This window comes from Burkholderia sp. AW33-5, from assembly GCF_053427615.1.
Map to the genome: position 1 here is coordinate 17,382 of NZ_JBSAXA010000017.1, position 25,875 is coordinate 43,256.

22 protein-coding genes are annotated in these 25,875 nt (G+C 67.7%); 9 read left to right on the forward strand and 13 right to left on the reverse strand.

What is annotated here, in order from left to right; all coding sequences use genetic code 11:
* Positions 1-137: 137 nt before the first annotated feature.
* Entirely contained in the window at positions 138-890 is a 753-nt protein-coding gene (locus ACV22V_RS23585) for a class I SAM-dependent methyltransferase (RefSeq protein WP_059527529.1), read from the forward strand.
* Positions 891-1,037: 147 nt separating this feature from the next.
* On the opposite strand, the gene ppc is transcribed toward ACV22V_RS23585, so the two are convergent.
* Positions 1,038-4,052: a phosphoenolpyruvate carboxylase gene (gene ppc / locus ACV22V_RS23590; protein WP_448015705.1), complete on the reverse strand. Its 3,015-nt coding sequence runs from the start codon at positions 4,050-4,052 to the stop codon at positions 1,038-1,040.
* A 218-nt stretch (positions 4,053-4,270) separates the two neighbouring features.
* Here ppc and hemC point away from each other — a divergent pair, with 218 nt between their 5' ends.
* Genes hemC through ACV22V_RS23605 form a run of 3 tightly spaced genes read left to right on the forward strand, consistent with a single transcriptional unit; the run spans position 4,271 to position 8,438 of the window.
* Complete coding sequence (gene hemC, locus ACV22V_RS23595) at positions 4,271-5,272, forward strand: hydroxymethylbilane synthase (RefSeq protein ID WP_448015706.1); 1,002 nt, start codon at positions 4,271-4,273, stop codon at positions 5,270-5,272.
* Complete coding sequence (gene hemDX / locus ACV22V_RS23600) at positions 5,272-7,248, forward strand: fused uroporphyrinogen-III synthase HemD/membrane protein HemX (protein ID WP_448015707.1); 1,977 nt, start codon at positions 5,272-5,274, stop codon at positions 7,246-7,248. Before hemC ends, hemDX begins: the two co-directional genes overlap by 1 nt.
* 2 nt (positions 7,249-7,250) lie before the next feature.
* Complete coding sequence (locus ACV22V_RS23605; RefSeq protein ID WP_448015708.1) at positions 7,251-8,438, forward strand: heme biosynthesis HemY N-terminal domain-containing protein; 1,188 nt, start codon at positions 7,251-7,253, stop codon at positions 8,436-8,438.
* 105 nt (positions 8,439-8,543) lie between these two features.
* Here ACV22V_RS23605 and ACV22V_RS23610 read toward each other — a convergent pair whose 3' ends face one another.
* The 3 genes from ACV22V_RS23610 to ACV22V_RS23620 all read right to left on the reverse strand — a co-directional run bounded on the left by ACV22V_RS23610 (position 8,544) and on the right by ACV22V_RS23620 (position 12,253).
* Positions 8,544-9,848 (reverse strand): MFS transporter, encoded by a 1,305-nt coding sequence (locus tag ACV22V_RS23610; protein ID WP_059527504.1) that lies wholly within the window; start codon positions 9,846-9,848, stop codon positions 8,544-8,546.
* Between the two features lie 131 nt (positions 9,849-9,979).
* Positions 9,980-10,738 (reverse strand): SDR family oxidoreductase, encoded by a 759-nt coding sequence (locus ACV22V_RS23615; RefSeq protein WP_059527501.1) that lies wholly within the window; start codon positions 10,736-10,738, stop codon positions 9,980-9,982.
* 75 nt (positions 10,739-10,813) lie between these two features.
* Entirely contained in the window at positions 10,814-12,253 is a 1,440-nt protein-coding gene (locus ACV22V_RS23620; RefSeq protein WP_059527496.1) for an aldehyde dehydrogenase family protein, read from the reverse strand.
* Positions 12,254-12,516: 263 nt separating this feature from the next.
* On the opposite strand from ACV22V_RS23620, the gene ppa reads away from it, so the two are divergent.
* Positions 12,517-13,044, forward strand: a complete 528-nt coding sequence (gene ppa / locus ACV22V_RS23625; protein WP_011885693.1) for an inorganic diphosphatase — start codon at positions 12,517-12,519, stop codon at positions 13,042-13,044.
* Positions 13,045-13,101: 57 nt separating this feature from the next.
* Here the strand turns inward: ppa and ACV22V_RS23630 are convergent, their stop codons facing one another.
* Both ACV22V_RS23630 and ACV22V_RS23635 read right to left on the reverse strand, forming a co-directional pair.
* A complete protein-coding gene (locus tag ACV22V_RS23630) occupies positions 13,102-13,962 on the reverse strand; it encodes a GIY-YIG nuclease family protein (protein WP_448015709.1) in 861 nt (286 codons plus the stop codon).
* Positions 13,963-14,067: 105 nt separating this feature from the next.
* Positions 14,068-15,249, reverse strand: a complete 1,182-nt coding sequence (locus ACV22V_RS23635; protein ID WP_059692260.1) for a GNAT family N-acetyltransferase — start codon at positions 15,247-15,249, stop codon at positions 14,068-14,070.
* 109 nt (positions 15,250-15,358) lie between these two features.
* Between ACV22V_RS23635 and ACV22V_RS23640 the strand changes: the two genes are divergently transcribed.
* Entirely contained in the window at positions 15,359-17,065 is a 1,707-nt protein-coding gene (locus tag ACV22V_RS23640; protein ID WP_448015710.1) for an NAD+ synthase, read from the forward strand.
* Positions 17,066-17,148: 83 nt separating this feature from the next.
* The gene (locus ACV22V_RS23645; protein ID WP_006398637.1) at positions 17,149-17,487 is read left to right on the forward strand and encodes a P-II family nitrogen regulator; all 339 of its coding nucleotides are present in this window, start codon (positions 17,149-17,151) and stop codon (positions 17,485-17,487) included.
* A gap of 168 nt (positions 17,488-17,655) precedes the next feature.
* Here ACV22V_RS23645 and ACV22V_RS23650 read toward each other — a convergent pair whose 3' ends face one another.
* Together ACV22V_RS23650 and ACV22V_RS23655 are read right to left on the reverse strand one after the other, a co-directional pair.
* Positions 17,656-18,738, reverse strand: coding sequence for a porin (locus ACV22V_RS23650; RefSeq protein ID WP_059528295.1), 1,083 nt, complete (start codon positions 18,736-18,738; stop codon positions 17,656-17,658).
* Positions 18,739-19,315: 577 nt separating this feature from the next.
* Positions 19,316-20,242, reverse strand: a complete 927-nt coding sequence (locus ACV22V_RS23655; protein WP_448015711.1) for a LysR family transcriptional regulator — start codon at positions 20,240-20,242, stop codon at positions 19,316-19,318.
* Between the two features lie 136 nt (positions 20,243-20,378).
* On the opposite strand from ACV22V_RS23655, the gene ACV22V_RS23660 reads away from it, so the two are divergent.
* Positions 20,379-20,876, forward strand: a complete 498-nt coding sequence (locus ACV22V_RS23660) for an N-acetyltransferase family protein (RefSeq protein ID WP_448015712.1) — start codon at positions 20,379-20,381, stop codon at positions 20,874-20,876.
* Positions 20,877-20,931: 55 nt separating this feature from the next.
* On the opposite strand, the gene ACV22V_RS23665 is transcribed toward ACV22V_RS23660, so the two are convergent.
* From ACV22V_RS23665 to ACV22V_RS23680, 4 genes are all read right to left on the reverse strand, one after another.
* Positions 20,932-21,711: an ABC transporter ATP-binding protein gene (locus ACV22V_RS23665; protein ID WP_059527484.1), complete on the reverse strand. Its 780-nt coding sequence runs from the start codon at positions 21,709-21,711 to the stop codon at positions 20,932-20,934.
* Positions 21,712-21,729: 18 nt separating this feature from the next.
* Positions 21,730-22,443, reverse strand: coding sequence for an ABC transporter permease (locus ACV22V_RS23670; RefSeq protein ID WP_059527481.1), 714 nt, complete (start codon positions 22,441-22,443; stop codon positions 21,730-21,732).
* Positions 22,440-23,129 carry an ABC transporter permease gene (locus ACV22V_RS23675; RefSeq protein ID WP_059527478.1) on the reverse strand — a complete coding sequence of 230 codons (690 nt, stop codon included), beginning with the start codon at positions 23,127-23,129 and terminating at the stop codon, positions 22,440-22,442. Before ACV22V_RS23675 ends, ACV22V_RS23670 begins: the two co-directional genes overlap by 4 nt.
* A gap of 227 nt (positions 23,130-23,356) precedes the next feature.
* Positions 23,357-24,133 carry an ABC transporter substrate-binding protein gene (locus tag ACV22V_RS23680; RefSeq protein ID WP_059451025.1) on the reverse strand — a complete coding sequence of 259 codons (777 nt, stop codon included), beginning with the start codon at positions 24,131-24,133 and terminating at the stop codon, positions 23,357-23,359.
* 367 nt (positions 24,134-24,500) lie between these two features.
* Here ACV22V_RS23680 and ACV22V_RS23685 point away from each other — a divergent pair, with 367 nt between their 5' ends.
* A complete protein-coding gene (locus ACV22V_RS23685) occupies positions 24,501-25,199 on the forward strand; it encodes a pirin family protein (protein WP_448015735.1) in 699 nt (232 codons plus the stop codon).
* A 70-nt stretch (positions 25,200-25,269) separates the two neighbouring features.
* Here the strand turns inward: ACV22V_RS23685 and ACV22V_RS23690 are convergent, their stop codons facing one another.
* A complete protein-coding gene (locus ACV22V_RS23690; RefSeq protein WP_059701941.1) occupies positions 25,270-25,821 on the reverse strand; it encodes a Spy/CpxP family protein refolding chaperone in 552 nt (183 codons plus the stop codon).
* Between the last annotated feature and the right edge of the window lie 54 nt (positions 25,822-25,875).

A 25,875-nucleotide genomic window follows, 5' to 3' on the forward strand; every position in this document is an offset into this window, starting at 1 on the left:
GAAGGCGCGACAAGGATCAGGCAGGTGTAACAAATACCAGAATAACTGCTTAACTTGTACTGGTACAAGCGCGGCCCTATTGTAGCGATTCGCGCGCTGACAGGCAGCGAGCGCACCACCCAAAGAAGGAGCGAACGATGAAACACCACGACCAGGTCGCCGACGCATTCGGCACGACGGCCGCCGCCTACCTGACGAGCACGGTCCACGCGACGGGCGCCGATCTGCAGGCGCTGGCCGACGCCGTGCGCGCGACGCCCGACGCCGCGGTGCTCGATCTCGGTTGCGGTGCGGGCCACGCGAGCTTCGCGGTCGCGCCGCACGTGCGCGAGGTGGTCGCATACGATCTCGCGGCGCCGATGCTCGCGACCGTCGACGCCGCCGCGCGCGAGCGCGGGCTCGCGAACATCCGCACGCAGCAGGGGCCGGCCGAACGGCTGCCGTTCGAAGCCGGCACGTTCGACTGGGTGGTCAGCCGGATGAGCGCGCACCATTGGCACGACGTGCGCGCGGCGCTCGCCGAGGTGCGTCGCGTGCTGAAGCCGGGCGGCCGCGTGCTGATGATCGACATCGCAGGCAACGACCATCCGCTGCTCGACACCTATCTGCAGGCCGCCGAAGTGCTGCGCGACGCGTCGCACGTGCGCGACTACCGTGCCGACGAATGGCTCGCGATGTTCCGCGACGCCGGGTTCGACGCGCACGTGCAGAGCCGCTGGCGCTTGCCGATCGATTTCGATACATGGGTCGAGCGGATCCGCACGCCGGCCGACAGCGTCGCGGGCATCCGCGCGCTGTGGGCGCATGCGCCCGACGAGGTGCGCGGCTACTACGCGGTGCGGACGGACGGCTCGTTCGAGCACGACGCGTTGCTGATCGACGCGCAATGAGCGTATGAGGCAACACGGCGGCCGGCGCCGTCGGCCGCTCCATGAAAAAAAGCCGCGATACGCGTGGTTGCGTATCGCGGCTTTCGTTTTGCGGCTTTCGCTTCGCGATGCCGGCGCGGCGCCGGGCAGGCCCGCGCCGCGCACGGATCAGCCCGTATTGCGCAGGCCGGCCGCGATCCCGTTGATGGTCAGGTGAATCCCGCGGCGCAACCGCGCGTTCGTGTCGCCCGCGCGGTGACGCTTGATCAGCTCGACCTGCAGGTGGTTCAGCGGATCGAGATACGGGAAGCGGTTCTTGATCGAGCGCGCGAGCAGCGGGTTGGTCGCGAGGCGGCCTGTGTGACCGGTGATTTCCGCGAGCGCCTGCGACGTGCGCTCCCATTCCGCGACGATCCGCTCGAACACGTGCTTGCGCAGCTTGCGGTCGGCGACCAGTTGCGCATAGCGCGACGCGACCGCGAGATCGGTCTTCGCGAGCACCATGTCCATGTTCGACAGCAGATTCGCGAAGAACGGCCAGGTCTTGTTCATCTTCTTCAGCAGCGCGACGCGCTTCGTGCGTTCGGCCGCGTCCTGCGCGCCGTCGAGATACGCGCTCACCGCGCTGCCGAAGCCGTACCAGCCCGTCAGCAGCAGCCGGCACTGGCCCCACGAGAAGCCCCACGGAATCGCGCGCAGGTCTTCGATCCTGCGGTGCTTCGGATCCTGCAGCTTGCGCGAGGCCGGGCGGCTGCCGATGTTCAGCTCGGCGATCTCGGTGATCGGCGTCGACGAGAAGAAGTAGTCGGTGAAACCGGGCGTTTCATAGACGAGCGCGCGATACGACGCCATCGCGGCGTCGGACAGCGTCTGCATCACGGCTTCGAACGCGGGCAGCTGGGCGGGCGCGTTCGATTGCGGCAGCAGCGACGCCTCGAGCGTCGCGGCGACCACCGTCTCGAGATTGCGCCGGCCGATCTCGGGGTTCGCGAACTTGCTCGCGATCACCTCGCCCTGTTCGGTCAGGCGGATCTGGCCGTTCACGGTGCCCGGCGGCTGCGACAGGATCGCCTGGTAAGTCGGGCCGCCTCCGCGGCCGACCGTGCCGCCGCGGCCGTGGAACAGCCGCAGCGTGATCTTGCGTTCGCGGAACAGGTCGACGAGCGCGAGCTCCGCGCGATACAGCTCCCAGTTCGACGTCAGGAAGCCGCCGTCCTTGTTGCTGTCCGAGTAGCCGAGCATCACTTCCTGCTCGGCGCCCTGGTGCGCGATCAGCGCGTCGATGCCCGGCAGTGCGAAGTATTCGCGCATGATGCGCGCGGCGTCGCGCAGGTCGGGGATCGTCTCGAACAGCGGAATCACCATCAGGCCGTTGCGCGCGCTGTCGTGAGCGGCGCCGAACGCGCCCTCGAGCAGCCCGGTTTCCTTCTGCAGCAGCAGGACTTCGACGAGGTCGCTGACCGTCTCGGTGTGCGAAATGATGTAGTTGCGTACCGCGCGCGGGCCGAACTGCGCACGCACCTCGCGTGCCTTCTCGAACACGCCCAGCTCACTCTGCGCGAGCGCCGAGTATTCGATGTACGGCGAGCGCAGCGGACGCGGATCGGCAAGCGCGGCAAGCAGCGCGATCAGCTTGTCGTCCTCGGAGAGCGACGCGTAGTCTGCGTGCACGCCGGCACGCGCGAACAGCTCGGCGACCACGGCTTCGTGGATGTCGGAGCTCTGGCGCAGGTCGATGCTCGCGAGATGGAAGCCGAACACCTCGGCCGCGCGCACGAGCGGTGCGAGGCGCGGCGCGGCGAGCGACGTGCCGTGGTGTTCGTCGAGCGAGGCGGTCAGCACCTTGAGGTCGGCGACGAAGGCCTCGGAATCGGCATACGGCACCGCGCGCACCGGCGGCGCGCCGCGGCCGGCGCTGCGCACGGGCACCGTGCCTTCGCCGAGTCGTACGCGCGCGCTTGCGGCGAGCCGCGTGTAGATGCCGATCAGCGCACGGCGATACGGTTCGTCGACACGGTGCGGCGACTGGTCCGGCGACGCGGCTGCGAGCGCTTTCACCGCGTCGTTCGCGCCGACCAGCAGGTTCGACACCGACAGCTCGGCGCCGAGCTTGTGCACCTGTTCCAGGTAGTGTTCGAGAATCACGGCGGCCTGGCGGTTGATCGCTTCTTCGAGCGTCGGGGCGGTCACGTTCGGATTGCCGTCGCGGTCGCCGCCGATCCAGCTGCCCATCTGGAAGAACGCGGGCACGCGCGCGGACAGGCCGTGCTCGGCGAGCGCGGCCTCGATGTCGCCGTACAGCGCGGGCAGCTCGTCGAGGAACGTCGCGCGGTAGTACGACAGCGCGTTCTCGATCTCGTCGCCGACCGTCAGGCGCGCGTCGCGCAGCATACGGGTCTGCCACAGCGCGGTCACGCGCGCGCGCAGCATCGATTCGTTGTACGAGCGTTCGCGCGCCGTCAGCGGCTGGTCGCGCTCGGCGAGCAGGCGCGCGATGTCGTGCTGCGCGTCGAGGATGCTCTTGCGCTGCACTTCGGTCGGGTGCGCAGTCAGCACCGGGACGATCAGCGCATCGTCGAAGAAGCGCTGCAGCAGGCGCTTCGACGCGTTGCCGGTCGTCTTCAGCTGCTCGAGCGCGTACGCGACGGTGCCGGGCTGTGCCGCGGAGCCGGCTAGCGCGTGGATGCGGCGGCGGCGGTTGTGATGGCGGTCTTCCGCGATGTTCGCCAGATGCGAGAAATAGCTGAACGCGCGCACGACGCTCACCGTCTGCTCCGGCGTCAGCTTGCGCAGCTTTTTCTCCAGCGTTTGCGCGGCCTCGCTGTCGTCCTCGCGGCGAAACTTCACCGCCGTCTGGCGAATGGTCTCGACGACGTCGAACACGGTGTCGCCTTCCTGTTCGCGCACCACGTCGCCGAGCAGGCGGCCGAGGTAGCGGATGTCCTCGAACAGCGGGCCGTCCTTGTCCTCGCGCGTGCGGGCGCCGGGCTTCGCCGCGCCGGCCTTGCCGTTGGCCGGGGTGGCGGTCTTGATCGCGCGTTTTGTCTGACGTATCGGGTCTTTCGGTTTCGTTGCCGTTTTCGCACGGCCGCTCGCGGCGGTGGCGATGGAGCCCGTCTGGGCGTCGGAGGAGGGCAAGGCAGCATTGCGGCGCGTCGTACGCGCCGATCCGGAAGACTTCACGATGGGTTTCCTTGGGAAAGCTCGAGTCAAAAGGGACTGCGGGGACTGCGGAAACTACGGGAACTGCGGTCAAGCAACCAGCTACGTGCGGCACATCCGCGCATCGGTGTCGCCGCCGGCGCCGAAGCGCGGCGGGCGCAGGCGCCGGGCCCGGGCGGGCCGGGGCGTGCGTGCTACCATTGTTCGATCTTCAATCCCGTCCTTCGATTGTTCCTGCAATGAATTCCGAGATCTCTTCGGCCGGGCCGCGGTCGGCACAAGCCCCCGTGACGCTGACGATTGCTTCGCGCGAGAGTCGCCTGGCGATGTGGCAAGCCGAACATGTGCGTGATGCGCTGCGCAAATTATATCCAGCTTGTGACGTGAAAATCCTCGGGATGACGACCCGTGGCGATCAGATTCTCGACCGCACGCTGTCGAAGGTCGGCGGCAAGGGCCTGTTCGTGAAGGAACTGGAGAACGCGCTCGCCGACGGCCGTGCCGACCTGGCAGTGCATTCGCTGAAGGACGTGCCGATGGCGCTGCCCGACGGCTTCTCGCTCGCCGCGATCATGGAGCGCGAGGATCCGCGCGACGCGTTCGTGTCGAACGACTACGCGTCGCTCGACGCGCTGCCGGCCGGCGCGGTCGTCGGGACGTCGAGCCTGCGCCGCGAGGCGATGCTGCGCGCGCGTTATCCGCACCTGAACGTGCTGCCGCTGCGCGGCAACCTCGACACGCGCCTGTCGAAGCTCGATCGCGGCGGTTATGCGGCGATCATTCTCGCGGCCGCGGGCCTGAAGCGCCTTGGCCTCGAAGCGCGAATCCGCGCGCTGATCGGCGTCGAGGACAGCCCGCCGGCCGCCGGCCAGGGCGCGCTCGGCATCGAAATCGCCGCGCATCGCACGGACGTCGCCGGATGGCTCGCGCCGCTGCACGACCCGCGGACCGCGCTCGCGGTCGAGGCCGAGCGGATGGTGTCGCGCGCGCTCGGCGGCAGCTGCGAGGTGCCGCTCGCCGCCCACGCGGTGTGGCGCGCGGGCGAGCTGTACCTGACGGGCCGCGTGTCGACGACCGACGGACAGCGCGTGCTGACCGCGGAGGAGTGCGGTGCCGTCATGACCGTCGCCGATGCGCTCGCGCTCGGCCGTGCCGTGTCCGACGAGCTCGAGGCGCAGGGCGCGCGCGACATCGTCAACGCACTGCTCGCCGGCTCGCAGGCCGGCAAGGGCGACGCCTGATGGCGGGCGGCGCGCGCGCGTTCACCGCCGTCCTGACACGCCCGTACGGTCAGTCGGCCGCACTTGCGGCCCAACTGGCCGAGGCCGGTTGCGACGTGCTCGAATTCCCGCTGATCGACATCGCGCCGGTCGACGATCCGGCGCCGCTCGACGCCGCGTTCGCGGCGCTTGAGCGTTACGCGCTCGTGATCTTCGTGTCGCCGAACGCGATCGACCGCGCGCTCGCGCAGTACGGCGCGATCTGGCCGAATGCGCTGCCGGTCGGCGTCGTCGGCCCCGGCAGCGTCGCGGCGCTCGAGCGCCACGGCATCGCGGCGCCCGCGCATCGCGTGATCGCGCCGCAGGCGCCCGCCGATGGCGGCGTCCCGCATTACGATTCGGAAAGCCTGTTCGCGAGCATCGAGGCCGCGTTCGGCGGCGCGCACGCGCTCGCCGGCCGGCACGTGCTGATCGTGCGCGGCGACGGCGGCCGCGAATGGCTCGCCGAGCGGCTGCGCGAAGCCGGGGCGGAGGTCACGCTGGTCGCCGCGTACCGGCGCGTCGTGCCCGAGCCGCGCATCGGCGCGTGGGAGCGCGTGCATGCGCTGCTCGCCGGCGCGCCGCACGCGTGGCTCGTCACGAGCTCGGAGGGCGTGCGCAACCTGCACGAACTCTCTCGCGCGCATCTGAACGACGCCGAGATCGAGGCGCTGAAGCATGCGCCGCTCGTGACGCCGCATCCGCGCATCGAGCAGACCGCGCGCGCACTGGGTTTTGATAGGATTACGCTGACCGGCGCGGGCGATGAGCGCATCGTCCGCGCGTTTCGAACGATGGCCGACGAGGCCGTCCAACCGGCGACAGCCGCACCGGTGACTAAACGCATGACAGATACCAACGATTCCAAAGGCGTCGCTTCCCAGCCGGCCGCTGCATCCGCACCGCCGTCCAGTCCTCCTTATCTCGCGTCCGAACCGCATGCGCGCCGCGGCGGCAGCGCGGCGCTGTGGTTCGTCGTCGTCGTGCTCGGCTGCGCGGCGGGTGTGGGCGGCTACGCGCTGAACCGCAAGGTCGATCGGCTCGACGAGTCGTTCGTCGCGCGCCAGAAGGCGCTCGATGCGCAGACGGCCGAAACCCGCACGAAGACCGAGCAGGCGCTCGCGAGCACGCATCAGGTCGACACGCAGCTTGCGCAGCTCGACGGCAAGCTCGCCGACGCGCAGAGCGCGCAGCAGGCGCTGCAGCAGCAATACCAGGACCTGTCGCGCAACCGCGACGCCTGGATGCTCGAGGAGGTCGATCAGATGCTGTCGAGCGCGAGCCAGCAACTGCAGCTGACGGGGAACACGCAACTCGCGCTGATCGCGCTGCAGAATGCCGATGCGCGCCTCGCGACGTCGCAGAGCGCGCAGGCCGTGACGGTGCGCAAGGCGCTCGCGCAGGACATCGAGAAGCTGAAGGCCGCACCGTCGGCCGACCTCACGGGCCTCGCGATCAAGCTCGACGACGCGATCGCGAAGATCGACGCGCTGCCGCTGTCCGGCGAGGCGATCGTCCCGCATGCGGCACCGAAGGCCGTGCCGACCGACGCTGCTTCGTCGGCCGCGGCCGTGGCCGGCGAGCCGCGCTGGAAGGTGTGGTGGCATGACTTCTCGGCCGGGCTCGGTCAGCAGTTGAAGGGCCTCGTGCAGGTGCGCCGGATCGACAACGCCGACGCGATGCTCGCATCGCCGGACCAGGGCTACTTCGTGCGCGAGAACGTGAAACTGCGCCTGCTCACCGCGCGGCTGTCGCTGCTCGCGCGCAATGACGGCGCGATGAAGGCCGACCTGCATGCGGCGCAGGCGTCGCTCGGCAAGTATTTCGACCAGGCATCGAGGGACACGCAAACCGTCGAGGATCTGCTCAAGCAGGTCGACGGCGCATCGCTGACGGTCGCGGTGCCGAACCTGAACACGAGCCTGAACGCCGTTCAGCAGTTCAAGAGCCGGGGGTAACGATGACGCTTCGAGGAATCGTCTGGCTCGCGATCCTGTTCGCGATCGCCGCGGCACTCGCCACCGTCGGCCATTTCGACGCGGGGCAGGTGCTGCTCGTCTATCCGCCGTATCGGGTCGACGTGTCGCTGAACCTGTTCGTGATCTCCATCGTCGTGTTGTTCATCGTCGTGTACGCGCTGCTGCGCATCGTGCGCAACATCTGGCGCATGCCGCAACGGGTCGCCGCATATCGTGCGCGCTCGCGCAACGAGAAGGCACAGGCGTCGCTGCGCGACGCGATCGCGAACCTGTACGCAGGCCGCTTCTCGCGCGCCGAGAAGGCCGCGCGCGACGCGCTCGCGGTCGATGCGAACCAGGGCGCCGCGAGTCTCGTCGCGGCGACCGCCGCGCACCGGATGCACGAATACACGCGCCGCGACGACTGGCTGTCGAAGATCGACGCGCCGGAATGGCAGGACGCACGGCTGCTTGCCGCGGCCGACATGCGCGCGGATGCGCGCGATGCCGACGGTGCGCTCGCCGCGCTGGCCGACCTGCAGGCGGGCGGCAAGCGCATCCATGCGCAGCAGGTCGCGCTGCGCGCACAGCAGCAGTTGAAGAACTGGGCCGAGGTGCTGAAGCTCGCGAAGGCGCTCGAGAAGCGCGAGGCGCTGCATCCGGCCGCCGCCGTGCGGCTGCGCCAGCAGGCGGCGGAGAATCTGCTGCGCGAACGCCGGCACGACCCGGACGCGCTCCTCGAGGTGTGGCAGTCGCTGTCGCCGCTCGAGCGCCAGTCGCCGCGCCTGGCCGATCTCGCGGCCGACTTGCTGGTGACGCTCGAGCGCCGCACCGAAGCGCGCCGCATCGTCGAGGAAGCGCTCGCGCACAACTGGGACGCGCGCCTCCTGCGCCGCTATCCGGACACGGCCGGCGGCGATGCGTTGCCGCTGATCCAGAAGGCCGAAGGGTGGAAGAAGGATCACCCGGAGGATGCCGACCTGCTGTTCGCGCTCGGCCGTCTCTGCCAGCAGCAGCAGCTGTGGGGCAAGGCGCAGTCGTTCCTCGAAGCCGCGCTGAAGCAGGCCGACAACGAGGCGCTGAAGGTGCGTGCGCACCGTGCGCTCGCCCGCCTGTTCGAGCATCTCGGCGAAACCGACAAGGCGGCCAAGCATTACCGCGAAAGCGCGCTCGCGATCACCGTGGTCTGATGCGGCGGCGCTTGCCAGCCGCGCGTAAAAAAGCCCCGAACGCCAATCGGCCTTCGGGGCTTTTTCATGCATTGCACTGCGGCAGGCACGTCGTGACGTGCGGCATCACCTGTCGACCAGCCGCTTCGGCACCGACAGCGCAAGCAGTCCGCCGAGCACGAGGAACCCGGCGAGCATGTACATGCCCGCGTCGTTGGCGCCCGTCGCCTGCTTGAGCCAGCCCATCATGTACGGGCTCAGGAAGCCCGCGAGGTTGCCGATCGAATTGATCATCGCGATGCCCGCTGCAGCGGCCGCACCACCGAGGAACGCGGTCGGCAGGCTCCAGAACAGCGGCAGCGTCGTCAGGATGCCCATGGTCGCGAGCGTGAGGCCGAGCATCGCGAGCGCCGTCTGGTGCGCCCAGATCACCGACAGCACGAGCCCGAGCGCGCCGAACGCGGCCGGAATCGCGAGGTGCCAGCGTCGTTCGCGGCGCTTGTCCGCACTGTGCGCGATCAGGATCATCGCGACCACCGCCGCCGCATACGGAACCGCCGACAGCAGGCCGATCATGAACGTGTCGGTCACGCCGGTTGCCTTGATGATCGTCGGCAGCCAGAAGCCGACGCCGTACAGCCCCATCACGAACGAGAAGTAGATGAGCGCCATCAGCCACACGCGCGGACTCGCCATCACCGCGCCGAGCGGCAGGTCTTCCTTCGTTGCTTCCTCCGCGTCGACGTTGCGCGCGAGCAGCGCCTTTTCGTCGTCGGTGAGCCATTTGGCCTTCGCGATCCGGTCGTCGAGCGCGAAGAACACGAGCACGCCGGCCAGCACCGACGGGATCCCTTCGAGCAGGAACAGCCATTGCCAGCCGTGCCAGCCGCTCACCCCGTTGAACGCCTTCAGGATGAAGCCGGAGATCGGCCCGCCGATCACGCCGGACAACGCGACTGCCGTCATGAAGAACGTCGTCATCCGGCCGCGCCGGTGCGCGGGATACCAGTAGGTGAGGTACAGGATCACGCCGGGGAAGAAGCCGGCTTCGGCGACGCCGAGCAGGAAGCGCATCACGTAGAACATCGCGGGCGTCGTGACGAACATCGTCAGGATCGAGATCACGCCCCACGTCGCCATGATGCGCGCGATCCAGACGCGCGCGCCGACCTTGTGCAGGATGATGTTGCTCGGCACTTCGAACAGGAAGTAGCCGAAGAAGAAAATCCCGGCGCCGAGCCCGTAGACCGTGTCGCTGAGATTCAGGTCGCTCGCCATCTGCAACTTCGCGAAGCCGACGTTCACGCGGTCGAGATACGCGACCACGTAGCACAGCAGCAGGAGCGGCGTGAGCCGCCAGGACACCTTGCGGTAGGTTGCTTCCTCGAATGCGCCGGACGAGCCCGGCAGCGACTGCGTCGATGTTGCCATGTTGTCTCCAGTTCTTGTCGTTGTCCGGACCTGGCGCGTCGGCGCCCGATCCGGTGTCGTGCGAAGCAATGATGATGCTTGGATACGGCGCAGGCCGGCGATGCCGGTGCGCGCAATTCACGGCGGTGCGGCTAGATGCAGCGCCCGCCGTCGACTTCGAGGCAGACGCCGGTGATGAACTCGGCTTCGTCGGATGCAAGGTACAACGCCGCGTTCGCAATGTCCTGCGGCGTCGAAAAGCGGCCGAGCGGAATCGTCGCCAGGAACCGGCGGCGATTCTCCGGCGTGTCCTCGCAGCCCATGAACTCGGTCATCAGGCCCGTCTCGCCGAGCACCGGGTTGATGCAGTTCACGCGGATCCGGTCGGCGCCGAGCTCGGCCGCGAGCGACTTGCTCGCGGTGATCATCGCACCCTTCGTGCTGTTGTACCAGACGAGGCCCGGGCGCGGCCGCACGCCGGCCGTCGACGCGACGTTCACGAACACGCCGCCGCCCTGGGTGCGGAAATATGGCACGAAGGTCTGCACGCTCCAGAACAGGCTCTTCATGTTGACGGCATACACGCGGTCGAACTCGGCTTCCGTCACGTCGAGCACCGGCTTGTTGCGGTGCGTGGTGCCGGCGTTGTTCACGACGATCTGCACCGAATGGAAATCGTCGAGCGCGGCTTGCAGCAGCGCGCGCCAGTCGGTGTCCTTCGACACGTCGCCCGCGACCGCGATCGCCTTGCCGCCCGCCAGCGCGATCTCGCTCGCGACGCGCTCGGCCGCCGCGCCGTTCAGGTCGTTGACGACGACGTTCGCGCCTTCTCGCGCATAGGTCTTCGCGATGCCCTCGCCGAAGCCCGAACCGCCGCCCGTGACGATGGCCGTCTTGCCGCTCAGCCGCATGATGTGTCTCCTGTGTTGGAAGCGTGCGTGGTGTTTCGGTGCGCGGCCGGTCGTCGCCGGCCGCGTTCGTCCGGTTCAGCCGTGCCGGATCGCGATCGTCTTCAGCGCGGTGAAGCCGTACAGCGCCTCGAAGCCTTTCTCGCGACCATGCCCCGAATGGCCGACGCCGCCGAACGGCAGCTCGACGCCGCCGCCCGCGCCGTAGTTGTTGATGAACACCTGGCCCGCGCGCAAGCGGCGCGCGAGACGCAGCTGACGTGCGCCGTCGCGGGTCCAGATGCCGGCGACGAGGCCGTACGGCGTGCCGTTCGCGAGCGCAACCGCTTCGTCTTCGTCGACGAAGCGCATTGCGGCAAGCACCGGGCCGAACACTTCTTCCTGCGCGAGACGATGCGACGGCGGCACGTCGCGCAGCAGCGCGGGGGCCTGATAGAAGCCGCTTTCGGGCGCCTCGGCGACGACCTGGCCGTGCGCGGCCATCGGAATGCCGTCGTGCTGCGCGTCGGACAGGAAATCCCACACGCGCTGCTGCTGCTTCGCGTTGATCAGCGGGCCGCAGTCGAGATCCGCGCGGCTCGGGCCGACACGCAGCCCGTTGAAGGCGGTGGCGAGCCGTTCGACGAGCGGCTCGTACACCGCGCGCTCGATCAGCACGCGGCTGCCGGCCGAGCAGGTCTGCCCGCCGTTCTGCACGATCGCCGACACGAGCACGGGCAGCGCCGCGTCGAGATCGGCGTCGGCGAACACGATCTGCGGCGACTTGCCGCCGAGCTCGAGCGTGACGGGGACATGATTCTCCGCCGCCATCTGCGTGACCAGCTTGCCGGTTGCGGGCGAGCCGGTGAACGAGATGTGGTCGATGCCGGGATGGCGCGCGAGCGCGGCGCCTGCTTCATGGCCGTAGCCGGTGACGACGTTCAGCGCACCGGACGGCAGCCCGGCTTCGGCGGCCAGCTCGGCCACGCGCAGCACGGACAGGCACGCATCCTCGGCCGGTTTCACGACGCATGCGTTGCCGGCCGCGAGCGCCGCGCCGACGCTGCGCCCGAAGATCTGCATCGGGTAGTTCCACGGCACGATGTGGCCGGTGACGCCGTGCGGCTCGCGCACCGTCAGCACCGTGTAGCCGGCTTGATAGGGAAGGGTCTCGCCGTGCAGCTTGTCGGCGGCGCCCGCGTAGAACTCGAAGTAGCGCGCGAGCGCGGCGGCGTCGGCACGTGCCTGCTTCAATGGCTTGCCGGTGTCGCGCGCCTCGATCGCGGCGAGTTCCTCGAGGTGGTCGGCGACGCGCGCGGACAGCCGCATCAGCACGCGGCCGCGCTCGGCGGCGCTCGCCGCGCCCCAGGGGCCCGCGAACGCGTCGCGGGCCGCGGCGACCGCGCGCTCGATGTCGGGCGCGGTGCCGCGCGCGATCGTTGCGAACGGCTGACCGTCGGATGGGTCGACGACCGGAATCGTCTCCAGTTGCGCGGGCAGCGTCCATTCGCCCGCGATGAAGTGCTTCGCCTCTTCCATGCCTGCTCCTGTCGACCCGGGTTGGCGCTTCGGCGCTTGCTCGGGCCCCATGCAAATCTGTTGGTGCTTCAGCGGTTACGCGGATCCCATGCAACGTCGCCCGCGGTTCGATGGCCGGACATCCGGAACGATTATCGCGCCGATCGTCATCCGGACGCCACCGGTCGATTGGCTATAATGGCGCATTCCCTGCGGGGACGCCCGCGGCGGTGCATCGGCTGCGGCGCCCTGTCCCGAATTCCCATCGACCAACAGAGAGCGCTATGAGCTTCAATCATGTTCCGGCCGGCAAGGACCTGCCGCACGATTTCAACGTGATCATCGAGATCCCCGCGCAAAGCGATCCGGTGAAGTACGAGGCGGACAAGGAGCTGGGTCTCCTCGTCGTCGACCGCTTCATCGGCACGGGCATGCGCTACCCGGTCAACTACGGCTACATCCCGCAGACGCTGTCGGGCGACGGCGATCCGGTCGACGTGCTGGTGATCACGCCGTTCCCGCTGCTGGCCGGCTCGATCGTGCGTTCGCGCGTGCTCGGCATGCTGCAAATGACCGACGAGTCGGGCGTCGACGCGAAGCTCGTCGCCGTGCCGCACGACAAGGTCTGCCCGATGACGGCGAACCTGAAGTCGATCGACGACGTGCCCGAGTACCTGAAGGACCAGATCAAGCACTTCTTCGAGCAATACAAGGCGCTCGAGAAGGGCAAGTGGGTGAAGGTCGAAGGCTGGGCCGGCATCGACGCCGCGCACAAGGAAATCGCCGACGGCGCCGCGAACTACAAGAAGTAAGCCGGCAGGTCGGCCTCGAGGCCGGTTCGTTCGGAACGCAAAACCGCGCGTGTCTCCTCAGGAGGCCGCGCGGTTTTGTTTTGTGCGCGCGGTGGCGCGTGCGAGGGTTTTCTTGCGGGCCGGCGCCGGCTGGGCGCCGGCACTCGGCGCGGCCTTCGCACGTTTCGCGCCCGTTGCGCGGCGCGCCGGGGCAACGGGGGGCGTGACGGCCTCGATGACTTCGGCGGTGGCCTTCCTTGCCGACGGACGGCCGCGCGCCGGGGCGGAAGCAGGGGCGGCGGGTCCGTTCGCAGCAGGCTTGCCGCCGGCTGCCGACGCTTTCCGTTTCGGCAATGCGTTCGTGGCCGGCTTGTCCCGTTTTGCCGGCGTGCCGCGCGCGGCGGTCTTTTTCCTTTCCGTGTCGTCGGCGGTCCCGGCACGTTTCCTCGAGACAGGCGAGGTTTTTGCCGACGTTGGCGCCGTTGCGGCGCGTCGGGTCTTCGCGGTTTTCGCGGACGCGGTCTTTTTTCCGGCAGTTCCGTTCTTCGCGGGCTTATCGCGAGCCTCTTCAGTTTCGGCCGGCTCGTTCGCAATGTCGGCGCGCTTCGCCTTCACCTTCTTGCCGTCCTGCGGCACTGCGGCGTCGACGTTTCCGTCGATCGACATCCCGGCCGGCAACACCGATTCGAGCGTCCGGATCCCGGCCGCCAGCTCGCGTTTCTGCGCGGCCGTGAGCCGCTTCACCCAATATTCGGCGCGCGACGCGATCGACCGGTCGGGCAGCGGGAACGATGCGAGCACGGCGCGCGGCTTGCGCGAGCGCGTATAGCGCGCGCCCTTGCCGGACGCGTGCTCGTCGAAGCGCGCGGCGACGTCGGTCGTGATGCCCGTGTAGACGCTGTCGTCGGCGCACTCGATCAGATACAGAAACCAGGACATGGGAAGGCGGCGGGATGCGAAGCCGTCAGTGTCTCAGAAATGGCGGGCGTCAACGCCACCGATCGCCGTGACCGTCGCCGAAGCGGATGTGCCGGCCGGCCAATGCTACCCGGCACTCCGCCGGAACGGATCGTGTTCGCGCAGCTCGTCGACGTACGCGTGGATATGCTCGGTCTCGCGTTCGAGAAAGCGCGCGACCGCATCGGAGAACGCCGGATGCGCGAGCCAGTGCGCGGAATGCGTGACGGTCGGCAGGAAGCCGCGCGCGAGCTTGTGCTCGCCCTGTGCACCGCCTTCGAACGTGTCGAGCCCGGCCTCGATGCAGAACTCGAGCAACTGGTAATACGCCGTTTCGAAATGCAGGCACGGCACGTGTTCGAGCGCGCCCCAGTAGCGTCCGTACAGCGTGCCGCCGCTGCCGTTCGCGCCGCGCCGGTACACGGCGAGCGAGCTCGCGATCGGCTTCCCGTCGGCTTCGGCGATCACGAGCAGCAGGTTCTCCGGCATCGTCGCGCCGATCGCGCGAAAGAAGTCGAGGTTCAGGTACGGGCTCGAATAGTGCTCGCGGTAGGTCTGCCGGTAGCAGCGCGTGAAGAAGCGCCAGTCGGCGTCGGTGATCTGTTCGCCGGTAAGCCGCCGGAACGTGACGCCGGCATCGCGCACCTTGCGCCGTTCCGCGCGGATGTTCTTGCGCTTCTTCTGCTCGAGCGTGCCGAGGAAGTCGTCGAAATCGCGATAGCCGTCGTTGAGCCAGTGGAACTGCACGCCTTCGCGCAGCATCATTCCCATTGACTCGAGCAGCCGCGCTTCGTCTCCGGTCGGGAACAGCACGTGCAGCGACGACACGTCGCTCTGCTCGGCGAACGCCAACAGCGTGGCCGCGAGCCGGCGGCGTGCGTCATCATCGGCGGCGAGCAGGCGCGTGCCCTGCACGGGCGTGAACGGTACCGCGCACAGCAGCTTCGGGTAATAGGGCAGGTCGTTGCGCTGGTACGCATCGGCCCACGCCCAGTCGAACACGTATTCGCCGTACGAATGCTGTTTCGCGTACACGGGCGCGGCGGCCGCGAGCCGGCCCGTGCGCGCGTCGGTCAGCGTGACGAAGTGCGGCGACCAGCCGGTGTCGTCGACCGCGCAGCGCGCGACGTGCAGCGCGTCGAGGAATTCGTGGCGCAGGAACGGCGTCGGCTGCGCGTCGCGCTCGAGCAGTGCGTTCCATTCGTCGGCCGGCACCTCAGCGGGGGACGACAGGATGCCCGTGCGATAATCGATGCGTTCGTGTTTCAAGCGTGAATCCGTACTGTTGGATGCCGCCGGATGCGTGCCGCCGTGGCCCGCATCCGGGACGATTTCGTCAGCCGTTCAGGGCGCGCCGCCGGGCTGCGCCGATCCCGTCATGAAGACCCGACTCGCTCTCGCCCAGATCAACGTCACCGTCGGCGATTTCGCCGGCAACGCCGCGCGGATCATCGCCGCCGCCCGCGCCGCGCACAACGACGGTGCGCACCTGATGATCGCGCCCGAACTCGCGCTGTCCGGCTACCCGCCGGAAGACCTGCTGCTGCGGCCCGCGTTCTACACGGCGGCGGCCGCCGCGCTCGACACGCTCGCCGATGCGCTGCGCGCGTTCGACGGGCTCGCGGTGCTGGTCGGCCATCCGCTGCGGAGCGCGGGCGGCGATCCGCACGCGCCAGCCGTCGATGGTAATGCAAACCGCCCGATCGAGCGCGGGGTGCCGCCGACCGACACCTACAACGCGGTGTCGCTGATCGTCGGCGGCGAGATCGTCGGGACGTACCGCAAGCAGGATCTGCCGAACGCGGACGTATTCGACGAGAAGCGCTACTTCGCGACGGACACCGAGCCGCTCGTGTTCGAGCTGGAAGGCGTCAGATACGGCGTGATCATCTGCGAGGACGCCTGGCATGCGTCGGCCGCGCAGATCGCGAAGGCCGCCGGCGCACAGGTGCTGCTGATCCCGAACGGCTCCCCGTACCACATGAACAAGGAAGCGCTGCGCATCGACATCCTGCGCGCGCGGATCCGCGAAACCGGGCTGCCGATGGTGTACGTGAACCTCGTCGGCGGCCAGGACGAGCTCGTGTTCGACGGCGGCTCGTTCGTGCTCGACGCGCAGGGCGCGCTCGTCGCGAAGATGCCGCAGTTCGACGAAGGGCACGCGATCGTCGAGTTCGACGGGGCGCGCCCGCTGCCCGGCGCGATCGCGCCCGAGTTGCCGGTCGACGCGCAGGTCTATCGCGCGCTCGTGACCGGCGTGCGCGACTACATCGGCAAGAACGGTTTTCCCGGTGTGCTGATCGGGCTGTCGGGCGGCGTCGATTCGGCGCTGGTGCTCGCGGTCGCCTGCGACGCGCTCGGGCCCGAGCGCGTGCGCGCGGTGATGATGCCGTCGCGCTACACGGCCGACATCTCGACCACCGACGCGGCGGAGATGGCGCGGCGCGTCGGCGTGCGCTACGACGAGATCGCGATCGCGCCGATGTTCGACGCGTTCCGTGCGGCGCTCGCGGGCGAATTCGCGGGCCGCGCGGAGGATGCGACGGAAGAGAACATCCAGGCGCGCATCCGCGGCACGCTGCTGATGGCGCTGTCGAACAAGTTCGGCTCGATCGTGCTGACGACCGGCAACAAGAGCGAGATGGCGGTCGGTTACTGCACGCTGTACGGCGACATGGCCGGCGGCTTCGCGGTGATCAAGGACATCGCGAAAACGCTGGTCTACCGGCTGTGCCGCTATCGCAACGCAACGACGGACTACGGGCTGCGCGACGTGATTCCCGAGCGAATCCTGACGCGCGCGCCGTCGGCCGAGCTGCGCGAGAACCAGACGGACCAGGACAGCCTGCCGCCGTACGACGTGCTCGACGCGATCATGCGGATGTACATGGAGGAGGACCGGCCGCTCGCGGAGATCGTCGCGGCCGGCTATGCGGAGGCCGACGTCGCGCGCGTGACGCGGCTCATCAAGGTCAACGAATACAAGCGCCGCCAGGCGCCCATCGGCATTCGCGTCACGCATCGCGCATTCGGGCGCGACTGGCGCTATCCGATCACGTCACGCTTTACCGAACGTCTCGACTGAGCCGCGCTGGGCCGTACGCGGCCGGCCGGCTTACAATCGGGATCGCGATTCTGCATCCAAACGAGCATTGAGGGACAACCATCATGAAACGCATCACCGCCATCATCAAGCCGTTCAAGCTGGACGAAGTCCGCGAAGCGCTCGCCGAAGTGGGCCTCACCGGCCTGACCGTGACGGAAGTGAAGGGCTTCGGCCGCCAGAAAGGGCACACGGAGCTGTATCGCGGCGCCGAATACGTGGTCGACTTCCTGCCGAAGATGAAGATCGAGGTCGTCGTCGCGGAAGCGCAGGTCGACCAGGTGATCGACGCGGTGATCGGCGCGGCGCGCACCGGCAAGATCGGCGACGGCAAGATCTTCGTGTCGGACGTCGAGCGCGTGATCCGCATCCGCACCGGCGAAGAGAACGAAGCGGCGGTCTGAGCGCCGCTTCGGGCACGGTTGACCCAATCGGTCGATCGGGCCGTGGATCATACGATCTCGGCCCGCCAATAAAAAACGGTGCGGATACCCGGAAGGGTACCGCACCGATACGCGCCTCTCGCAGCAGCGTGGAAAGTGTTGTCGAATCGTTCTCTGGACGGCGCCTGATCAGAACAGGTGCTGGATGCCGGCGTAGACGCCGGTCTGGCTGCCGCCCGGATGCGGGTTGCCGGTCGAGACGTCGGTACCCGCGCCGTTTGCGTTCAGGCCGAAGTTCGCGGTCTTGCTGTTGCGTACCGTCGCGACTTGCACGTCGAACAGCGTGCGCTTCGAGATGTTGTACGAGCCGCCGACCGTGTAGATGTTCGCGTTGCCGCCGCCGTGGTTGGCGTTCACGTGGTACACGGCCGCGATCAGCGCTGCCGCCGGCGTTGCCTGCCACGTCACGCCGCCCCAGACCTGCTGGGTGCTGGTCACGCCATTGTTCGCGGGCGGGCCGCCGCTGCCGTCTGCGTGCGATGCCTGGTAAGCTGCCTGCAGCTTGAACTGGCCGAGGAACACGTTCAAGCCGGCAAAGTATTCACGCGAATAGTTGAACACGTCCGAGAAGCGGCCGTTGCTGTCGCGCGTTTCGTCATAGATGCCGCGCAATTGGAACAGCGCGTTCGTGTACGTGATCTGAGCGCCGGCTGCACGACCGGGTTGTTTCGGGTCGGTGTTGCCGTTGAAGCTGGTCGAGTTCGAGAACGCGAACTGGCCGTAGAAGTCGAGGCCGTAGAGCGACGGCGACTGGTACGACACGTTGTTGCTGGTCTTGTTCCAGTTGCGGCCGCGCACCAGCGATGCCGACGACCAGCTCGACTGGCCCAGCGGATCGAAGTCCCACACACCGTTGGCGATCGCGAGTTCGCGACCCAGCAGCAGCGTACCGTAGCGGTCGTTCGAGATACCGACGGTCGCGAAACGATCCCAGATCGAGCCTTGGGTGACGGTGCCGTTCATTGTGTTGAACGCGCCTTCGAGGTGGAACAGGACCTTGTTGCCGCCGCCGATGTCCTCGCTGCCCTTCAAGCCCCACAGGCTCGTGCCCCAGTCGCCGCTTTCTGCGCGAACGCGATGGCCGTCCTGCAGTCCGTTCATGTACTCGAGGCCGGCATCCAGGCGACCATACAGCGTGACGCTGCTCTGCGCGTGCGCCGTAACCACCCCAGCAGCCATCAGCGCGGCCGCGACCAAAGCTTTCTTCATCATCTCCTCCATACCCTGTCAAAAAGTCAACCCAGACTGCACGAGATGCCCGGAGCAGCGAGCGCCGGGCAAAAGCGAAAAGCGGGATAACCAGGGAGACCTCGTGCAGAGCCGGTAAGCGCGGCACGCGGGCAAGCGGACGGAAAACCGTTGAGCGGTCCCGCGCGGCCGGGTCGGCTTGCGGGGTCTCCTTGTTGTGTCGTGAAGCTAAACTACATTTCACGAACTTCGTTTTGCTACTTTGGTTACTAATTTAGCAAAAATACAATTTTGTGGCGATGGAAATCGTTGTTTGACTAACCGCTGTCGCCAATTTGCCATGCAACACCGTGCGCGATGGCTGCCCAAAGGGGCGTCGATTCCCGGAAAACCCTTGTCACACAAGGGAGACATGGATTCGATAAGCATGGGTCAAGGATTGCCACTATTGACGCCATCGGGGCGCGAGCGTAAGCGCCGCAGAGACGAAATTGGTAAGTATTTCGTAATGATTTGGCGGCGGTCAGCCGTTGCCGGGCGAGGCCCAACAACGCTTGTCCGGCAACGGCTGACCGCCGCCCGCCGTGGACGCGCGCCAGGCTCAAGCGGATGCCGCCCGGGCGTCGAGCAACTGCGCGCGAAGCCATCGGTGCGCGTCGGTGCGCGCGTGCTTCGCGTGCGAGTAGATTTTCACGGTGTAGCGCGGGATCTCGAACGGCGCGGGGACGATGCGGATCGGCGCCGCGTGGCGCAGCGCCTGCGCGGCGCGGTTCGGCACCGTCATCAGGAGTGCCGATTCCGCGATCACGAACGGCGCGGCCAGCACGCTGGGCAACTGCACGGCGACCTGCCGCGCGAGGCCGAGACGGTCGAGCACGTAGTCGACGACGCCGCGCGACTCGTTCCACGGCGTGACGACCACGTGGCGTGCCGCGAGGTACTGGTCGAGCGTCAGCCGCCGGCGGATGTCCGGATGCGTGGCGCTCGCGATCACCACGTAGTCGTCCGAGAACCAGTCGAAATCCTCGATGCCCGGCGCGTCGCCGGCCGACTCCTCGTGATAGCCGAGCGCGAAGTCGATGCGTCCGGCCGCGAGTTCGTCGATCGAAATCTTGCGGTCGGAGTGGACGACGCGGATCCGCAGCCGCGGCGCGACCTGCTCGATGCGCGCGAGCAATGCCGGCAGCACGGCGAATGCCGTGTAGTCGCTCGCGGCGAACACGAATGTGCGGTCGCTTTGCGCGGGATCGAACCGGCGCGCGCGGGCGAGCCCCTTCGACATCGTGTCGAGCGCATCGCCGGCCCAGGTGGCGATGTCGTCGGCGCGCACGGTCGGCTGCATCTCGTTGCCGAGCCGCACGAACAGCGCATCGCCGATCGCGTCGCGCAGCCGGGCGAGCGCGTGGCTCAGCGCGGACGGGCTCATCGCCAGTTCGTGTGCGGCCGCGGCGACCGACCTGTGGCGGTACAACGCGTCGAACGCGAGCAGCAGGTTCAGGTCGAGACGGCGCAGGTCGGGATGCATCATGTTCATGTCAAGATGAAGAAACTGCACTTCCTGCAGTTGAACCGCGAACGTAGCATGTCGATCTGTCCGGCGCCAGGCGCGCTTGCGCGGGCGCCGCATTCCGTTTTCAGTCCGGGCCGAAGGAGGGCTCCTCACCGTGCAAATCGACATTCGTTCCGCCACCGTCACCGACGTGCCGCAAATCCTGCGCTTCATCACCGAGCTGGCCATCTACGAGAAGGCGGAGCATGAAGTGGTCGCGACGCCTGCGTCGCTCGAGCGCAGCCTGTTCGGCGAAGGAACGCCCGCGCGCGCACTGATCTGCGAGGTCGACGGCGAGCCGGCCGGCTTCGCCGTGTATTTCTCGTCGTATTCGACGTGGCTCGGCCGCCAGGGCTTGTATCTCGAGGATCTGTACGTATCGCCGCGCTTTCGCGGCGCGGGTGCCGGGCTGCGGCTGCTGAAGGCGCTCGCGCGCATCGCCGTGGACACCGGCTGCGGGCGCTTCGAATGGAGCGTGCTCGACTGGAACGAGCCGGCGATCCGCTTCTACGAAAGCGTCGGCGCGGCGCCGCAAAGCGAATGGGTGCGCTACCGGCTCGCGGGCGATGCGCTGCGCGCGTTCGCCGACGGCGCACCGGTGGACGCCGTGTAAACGCAAAACGGGCGCCGCATGGCGCCCGTTCGCGTGTCGTCGCGCGTCGCGCGCGTTACTTGAGGCTGCCCGACAGGAACCCGCGCAGGCGTTCGCTCTTCGGGTTGGCGAACACCTCGGACGGCACGCCTTCCTCCTCGACGCGCCCCTGGTGCAGGAACATCACGTGATTCGACACGTTGCGCGCGAAGCCCATCTCGTGCGTGACGACGATCATCGTGCGGCCTTCCTCGGCCAGCTTCTGCATCACCTTCAGCACTTCGCCGACCAGTTCCGGGTCGAGCGCGGACGTGGGTTCGTCGAACAGCATGACGTCCGGATGCATCGCCAGCGCGCGCGCGATCGCGACACGCTGCTGCTGCCCGCCCGACAGGTGCGACGGATACTGCTTCTCGACGCGCGGCGCGAGGCCGACCTTTTCGAGATACTCGCGCGCACGGTCTTCGGCTTCCTTTTTCGGGATGCCGAGCACGTTGACGGGCGCTTCCATCACGTTCTCGATCACGTTCATGTGCGACCAGAGATTGAAATGCTGGAACACCATCGACAGCTTGGTGCGCACGCGTTGCAGCTGCTTCGAATCGGCCGCGCGCAGCGCGCCCGTCTTGTCCGGCGTGGTGCGCACTTCCTCGCCGTCGACGATGATGCGGCCCGCGTTCGGCTGCTCGAGGAAGTTGATACAGCGCAGCATCGTGCTCTTGCCGGAACCGGACGAGCCGATCACGCTGATCACGTCGCCCGAGTTCGCCTTCAGCGACACGCCCTTGAGCACCTCGTTGTCGCCGTACCGCTTGTGCAGATCGTCGACGAAAAGCTTTTGAGTCTGGGAATTCATCAATAGTCCTGCGAAAACTTACTTGCCTTGCGGGCGCAGATACGCGAGCCAGCGACGCTCGGCCTGGCGGAACAGCCACACGAGCGTGAACGAGATCGCGAGATAGAGCAGGGCGGCGATCCCGAATGCGTGGAACGACATGTAGGTCGCCGAGTTCACGTCGCGCGCGATCTTCAGGATGTCCGGCACGGTCGCGGTGAACGCGACGGTGGTCGCGTGCAGCATCAGGATCACTTCGTTGCTGTAGAGCGGCAGCGCGCGGCGCAGCGCCGACGGCAGGATCACGCGGCGATACATCGTGAAGGTGGACATCCCGTATGCGCGCGCGGCCTCGATCTCGCCGTACGACGTCGCCTTGATCGCGCCCGCGAAGATCTCGGTGGTGTACGCGCAGGTGTTCAGCGTGAACGCGAGCAGCGTGCAGTGCATCCCGTCGCGGAAGAACGCGTCGAGCAGCGGCGTGCCGCGCACGACCTGCAGGCTGTAGAGGCCGGTGTAGCAGAGCAGCAATTGCACGTAGAGCGGCGTGCCGCGAAACACGTACGTGTAGAGCCACACCGCGCCCGACAGCCACTTCCTTTTCGACACGCGGGCCACGGCGAGCGGCACCGACAGGCAGAAGCCGAGGCCGATCGACACGACCAGCAGCCACAGCGTGATCGCGACGCCGGTGATCCGGAAGCCGTCGGTGTAGAGGTAGTTGCGCCAGTATTCTTGGATGAGTTCGATCATAGGTCAGCCTTGCGGACACCGGTCGAGTAGCGCTTTTCGAGCCAAATCAGCACGAAGTTCGAGATCGTCGTGATGGCGAGGTAGACCGCACCGGCGATCAGCGTGAAGAAGAAGAACCGCAGCGTGCCCTTGCCGGCGTCCTGCGACGCCTTCACGACGTCCGCGAGGCCGATGATCGACACCAGTGCGGTCGACTTCACGAGCACCTGCCAGTTGTTGCCGATGCCCGGCAGCGCGAAGCGCATCATCTGCGGGAACATGATCCGCGTGAACACCTGCCAGTTGGTCATCCCGTACGCGCTGCCGGCCTCGAGCTGGCCGCGCGGCACCGACAGGAATGCACCGCGGAAGGTCTCGGTGAAGTACGCGCCGTAGATGAAGCCGAGCACGAGCACGCCGGCGAGGAACGGATCGATGTCGATCTGGTCCCAGCCGAGTGCGTCGGTCGCCATGTTCAGCCAGATCTGCAGGCTGTAGAACAGCAGCAGCATCAGCACGAGGTCCGGCACGCCGCGGATCAACGTGGTGTAGACGGTGCCGACACCGTTCGTGAAGCGGTTGCGCGACAGCTTCGCGCCCGCGCCGAGCAGGCCAAGCAGGAACGACAGCGCGAGCGAAAGCACCGCCAGTTTGACGGTTTGCCAGGTGCCTGCGAGGATCAGCGGGCCGTAGCCTTGTAGAAACATATGTGGTCCCTGGTGTGGTCCCGGACGGCGCACGCGGTGCGCCGCGAAAGACGCGCCCGCCAAGCTGCGCGGAACGCCCCGTGCGTATCATGACCGTCCGCCCCGGCAACGGTGCCGGGCCAGCCCGTCGCGGGGAGCGGCGGGCGAGGGGCGGGCGGCGCGTGGTGGACTGCCTGTACTGCCGGACGCGGGGCGCCCCCGCATCCGCTTCCCGTCATTGTCTGCGCTCAGCGAGCCGAGTAGACGCTGAACGAGAAATACTTGTGCGACAGCCGGTCGTACGTGCCGTCCTTGTGCATGTCGGCCAGCGCCTTGTTGATCTTGAGCTTCAGGTCCGTGTCTTCCTTGCGCAGGCCGATCGCGGTGCCGTCGCCGATCGTCTTCGGATCCTTCACTTCCGGACCGGCGAACGCGAAGCCCTTGCCGCGCGGCGTGCGCAGGAAGCCGTAGTCGGCCTGCAGTTCATCCTGCAGCGTCGCGTCGAGGCGGCCCGAGCCGAGATCGGCATAGACCTGGTCCTGGTTCTGGTAAGGAATGATCGTGACGCCTTGCGGTTCCCAGTACGCCTTCGCGTAGGATTCCTGCGTCGAACCCTGCTCGACGCCGACGCGCTTGCCCTTGAGCGACGCGACCGTCGGCAGCAGCGGCGAGCCGGCCTTCGCGATCATCCGCGCGGGCGCGTCGTACACCTTGTCGGAGAAGTCGATCTGTTCGCGACGCTTGTCCGTGACGGTCAGCGACGACACGATGACGTCGTACTTCTTCGCCTTCAGCGCGGGAATGATCCCGTCGAGATCCTGCGCGACCCACACGCACTTCACGTTGATGCGCTTGCAGATTTCCTTGGTGAGATCGACGTCGAAACCGACGATCTCGCCGCTCGGCGCGGTCGACTCGAACGGCGGGTAGCTGGCATCGACACCGATCCGCACGGTCTTCCATTCTTTCGCGAAGGCGCTGCCCGCCACGAGGGCGAGGGCGGCGCACAGGGCGGCCTTCTTCATTTCCATCCTTTTGTCGCTCACTTCCGGGGGGCGCTCGCGGCCGGTCGGGCCGGGCGCCGCGGCGTATTCTAGACGGCCAAAATTCGTGTTTCGGCGCGCGGGCAACGGCGCTCGCCGGACGGGCGAACGCCAAAAGGGCGGTATTTTACCCGAACGCGATACCCGGAAAACGGCAATCCGGCGCGACCGATGGATTCTTCGATCCGGGCGTTGCGGCAATCGTGGTATTCGCAACGAGCATTGCGCCGATTGGATTCGTGGGTGCAACGATGCGGTGCGCGGGCGGCGGATTGTGGCGCGCTTGGCGTGCCCCTACAGTGCAGGTAAACCCGAAGAAAGAATGTCTGCCTGCCGGAGTGCCCGCCCCATGTTCCAGATCCGCCGCGCCGCCGACCGCTGCCACACGCGCCAAGGCTGGCTCGAGTCGAGTCACAGCTTTCCGCCTGTCGGCGACGCCGAGGCCGCCCGTCCGCCGTTCGGCGCGCTGCGCGCGCTGAGCGAGGACCGGATCGCGCCGACGCGCGGCTTCGGGATGCAGCCGCGCCGCGACCTCGAAATCGTCACTTACGTGCTGGACGGCGCGCTCGCGCACCGCGACAGCCTTGGCAGCGGCGCCATCGTGCGGGCCGGCGGCATCCAGCGGATGAGTGCCGGCACGGGGCTCATGCACAGCGAAACCAATGCGTCGCGCGACCGGGTGCTGCATCTGCTGCAGATCTGGCTGCAGCCGGCCGGGCGCGGCGGGCGGCCCGGTTACGCGGAGCGGCATTTCGCCGACCACGAGAAGCGCGGCCGCCTGCGGCTCGTCGCGTCGCCGGACGGCGGCGACGGCGCGCTGTCGATCGGTGCGGATGCGCGGATTTTCGCGGGGCTGATCGACGGCGACGAGGAGGCGGTATTCGGTGTGCCGGCCGGACGTGGCACTTATGTGCACGTGGCGCGTGGCGACGTGGAGGTCAACGGCCGCGCGCTGGCCGCGGGCGACGGCGCGCAGATCGCCGGGGTGGACGCGATCGCGTTCGCACGCGGGCGGGCAGCCGAGGTGCTGCTGTTCGACGTCGCCTGAAGCGAAACAGGGGACGCGGGCCAAGTACCCGCGTCCCCTGCGATGCCGCCCGGGGAGGCGGCCCGCCGGCTTACTGCGCCGGCGCCGACGCGGCCTTGGCCGCGCGGTGCTCCTGCCAGCGTTCCTTCATCTTCTCGTGACGCTGTTCCATCCGCGCAAACTGTTGCTTCAGCGCGGTGCTGACCGTCGTCTTCTGCTGGTCGTTCAGTCCGTTGTAGAACGCGAGCCAGGCGGCCGAGCTTTGCTCGCGCAGCTGCGCATTCTGCTGCTCGGCCTGCTGGCGGGCGGCGTGCATCGCGTTCAGGTCGAGGATCGGCTGATTCTGCTGCGCCTTGAACTGCTCGCGCATCTGCTCGTGGCTCTTGCGCATCGCCTCATGGTTCTGCTTCATCGTGTTGACGGCCGTCTGCCATTGCTGCTCCTGCGATGCGTTGAGCTTCAACTGATCGTGCAGCTTCATGATCACGCCGAACGGGCCGCCGTCATGGCCGCCGTGCATCTGGTGCATGCCGGGGCCGCCCGGCGGCGGCATGTCGTTGGGCTGCGCGGCATGCGCGGTGCCGAATGCGAGAGCGAGCACGGTGGCGGCCGCGATGGCCACGCGGGAAGTCTTCTTATACATTTCAGAAACTCCTGTATCCAAAGGGTCCGGCGATGCGGTGCGCGGGTGACGCGT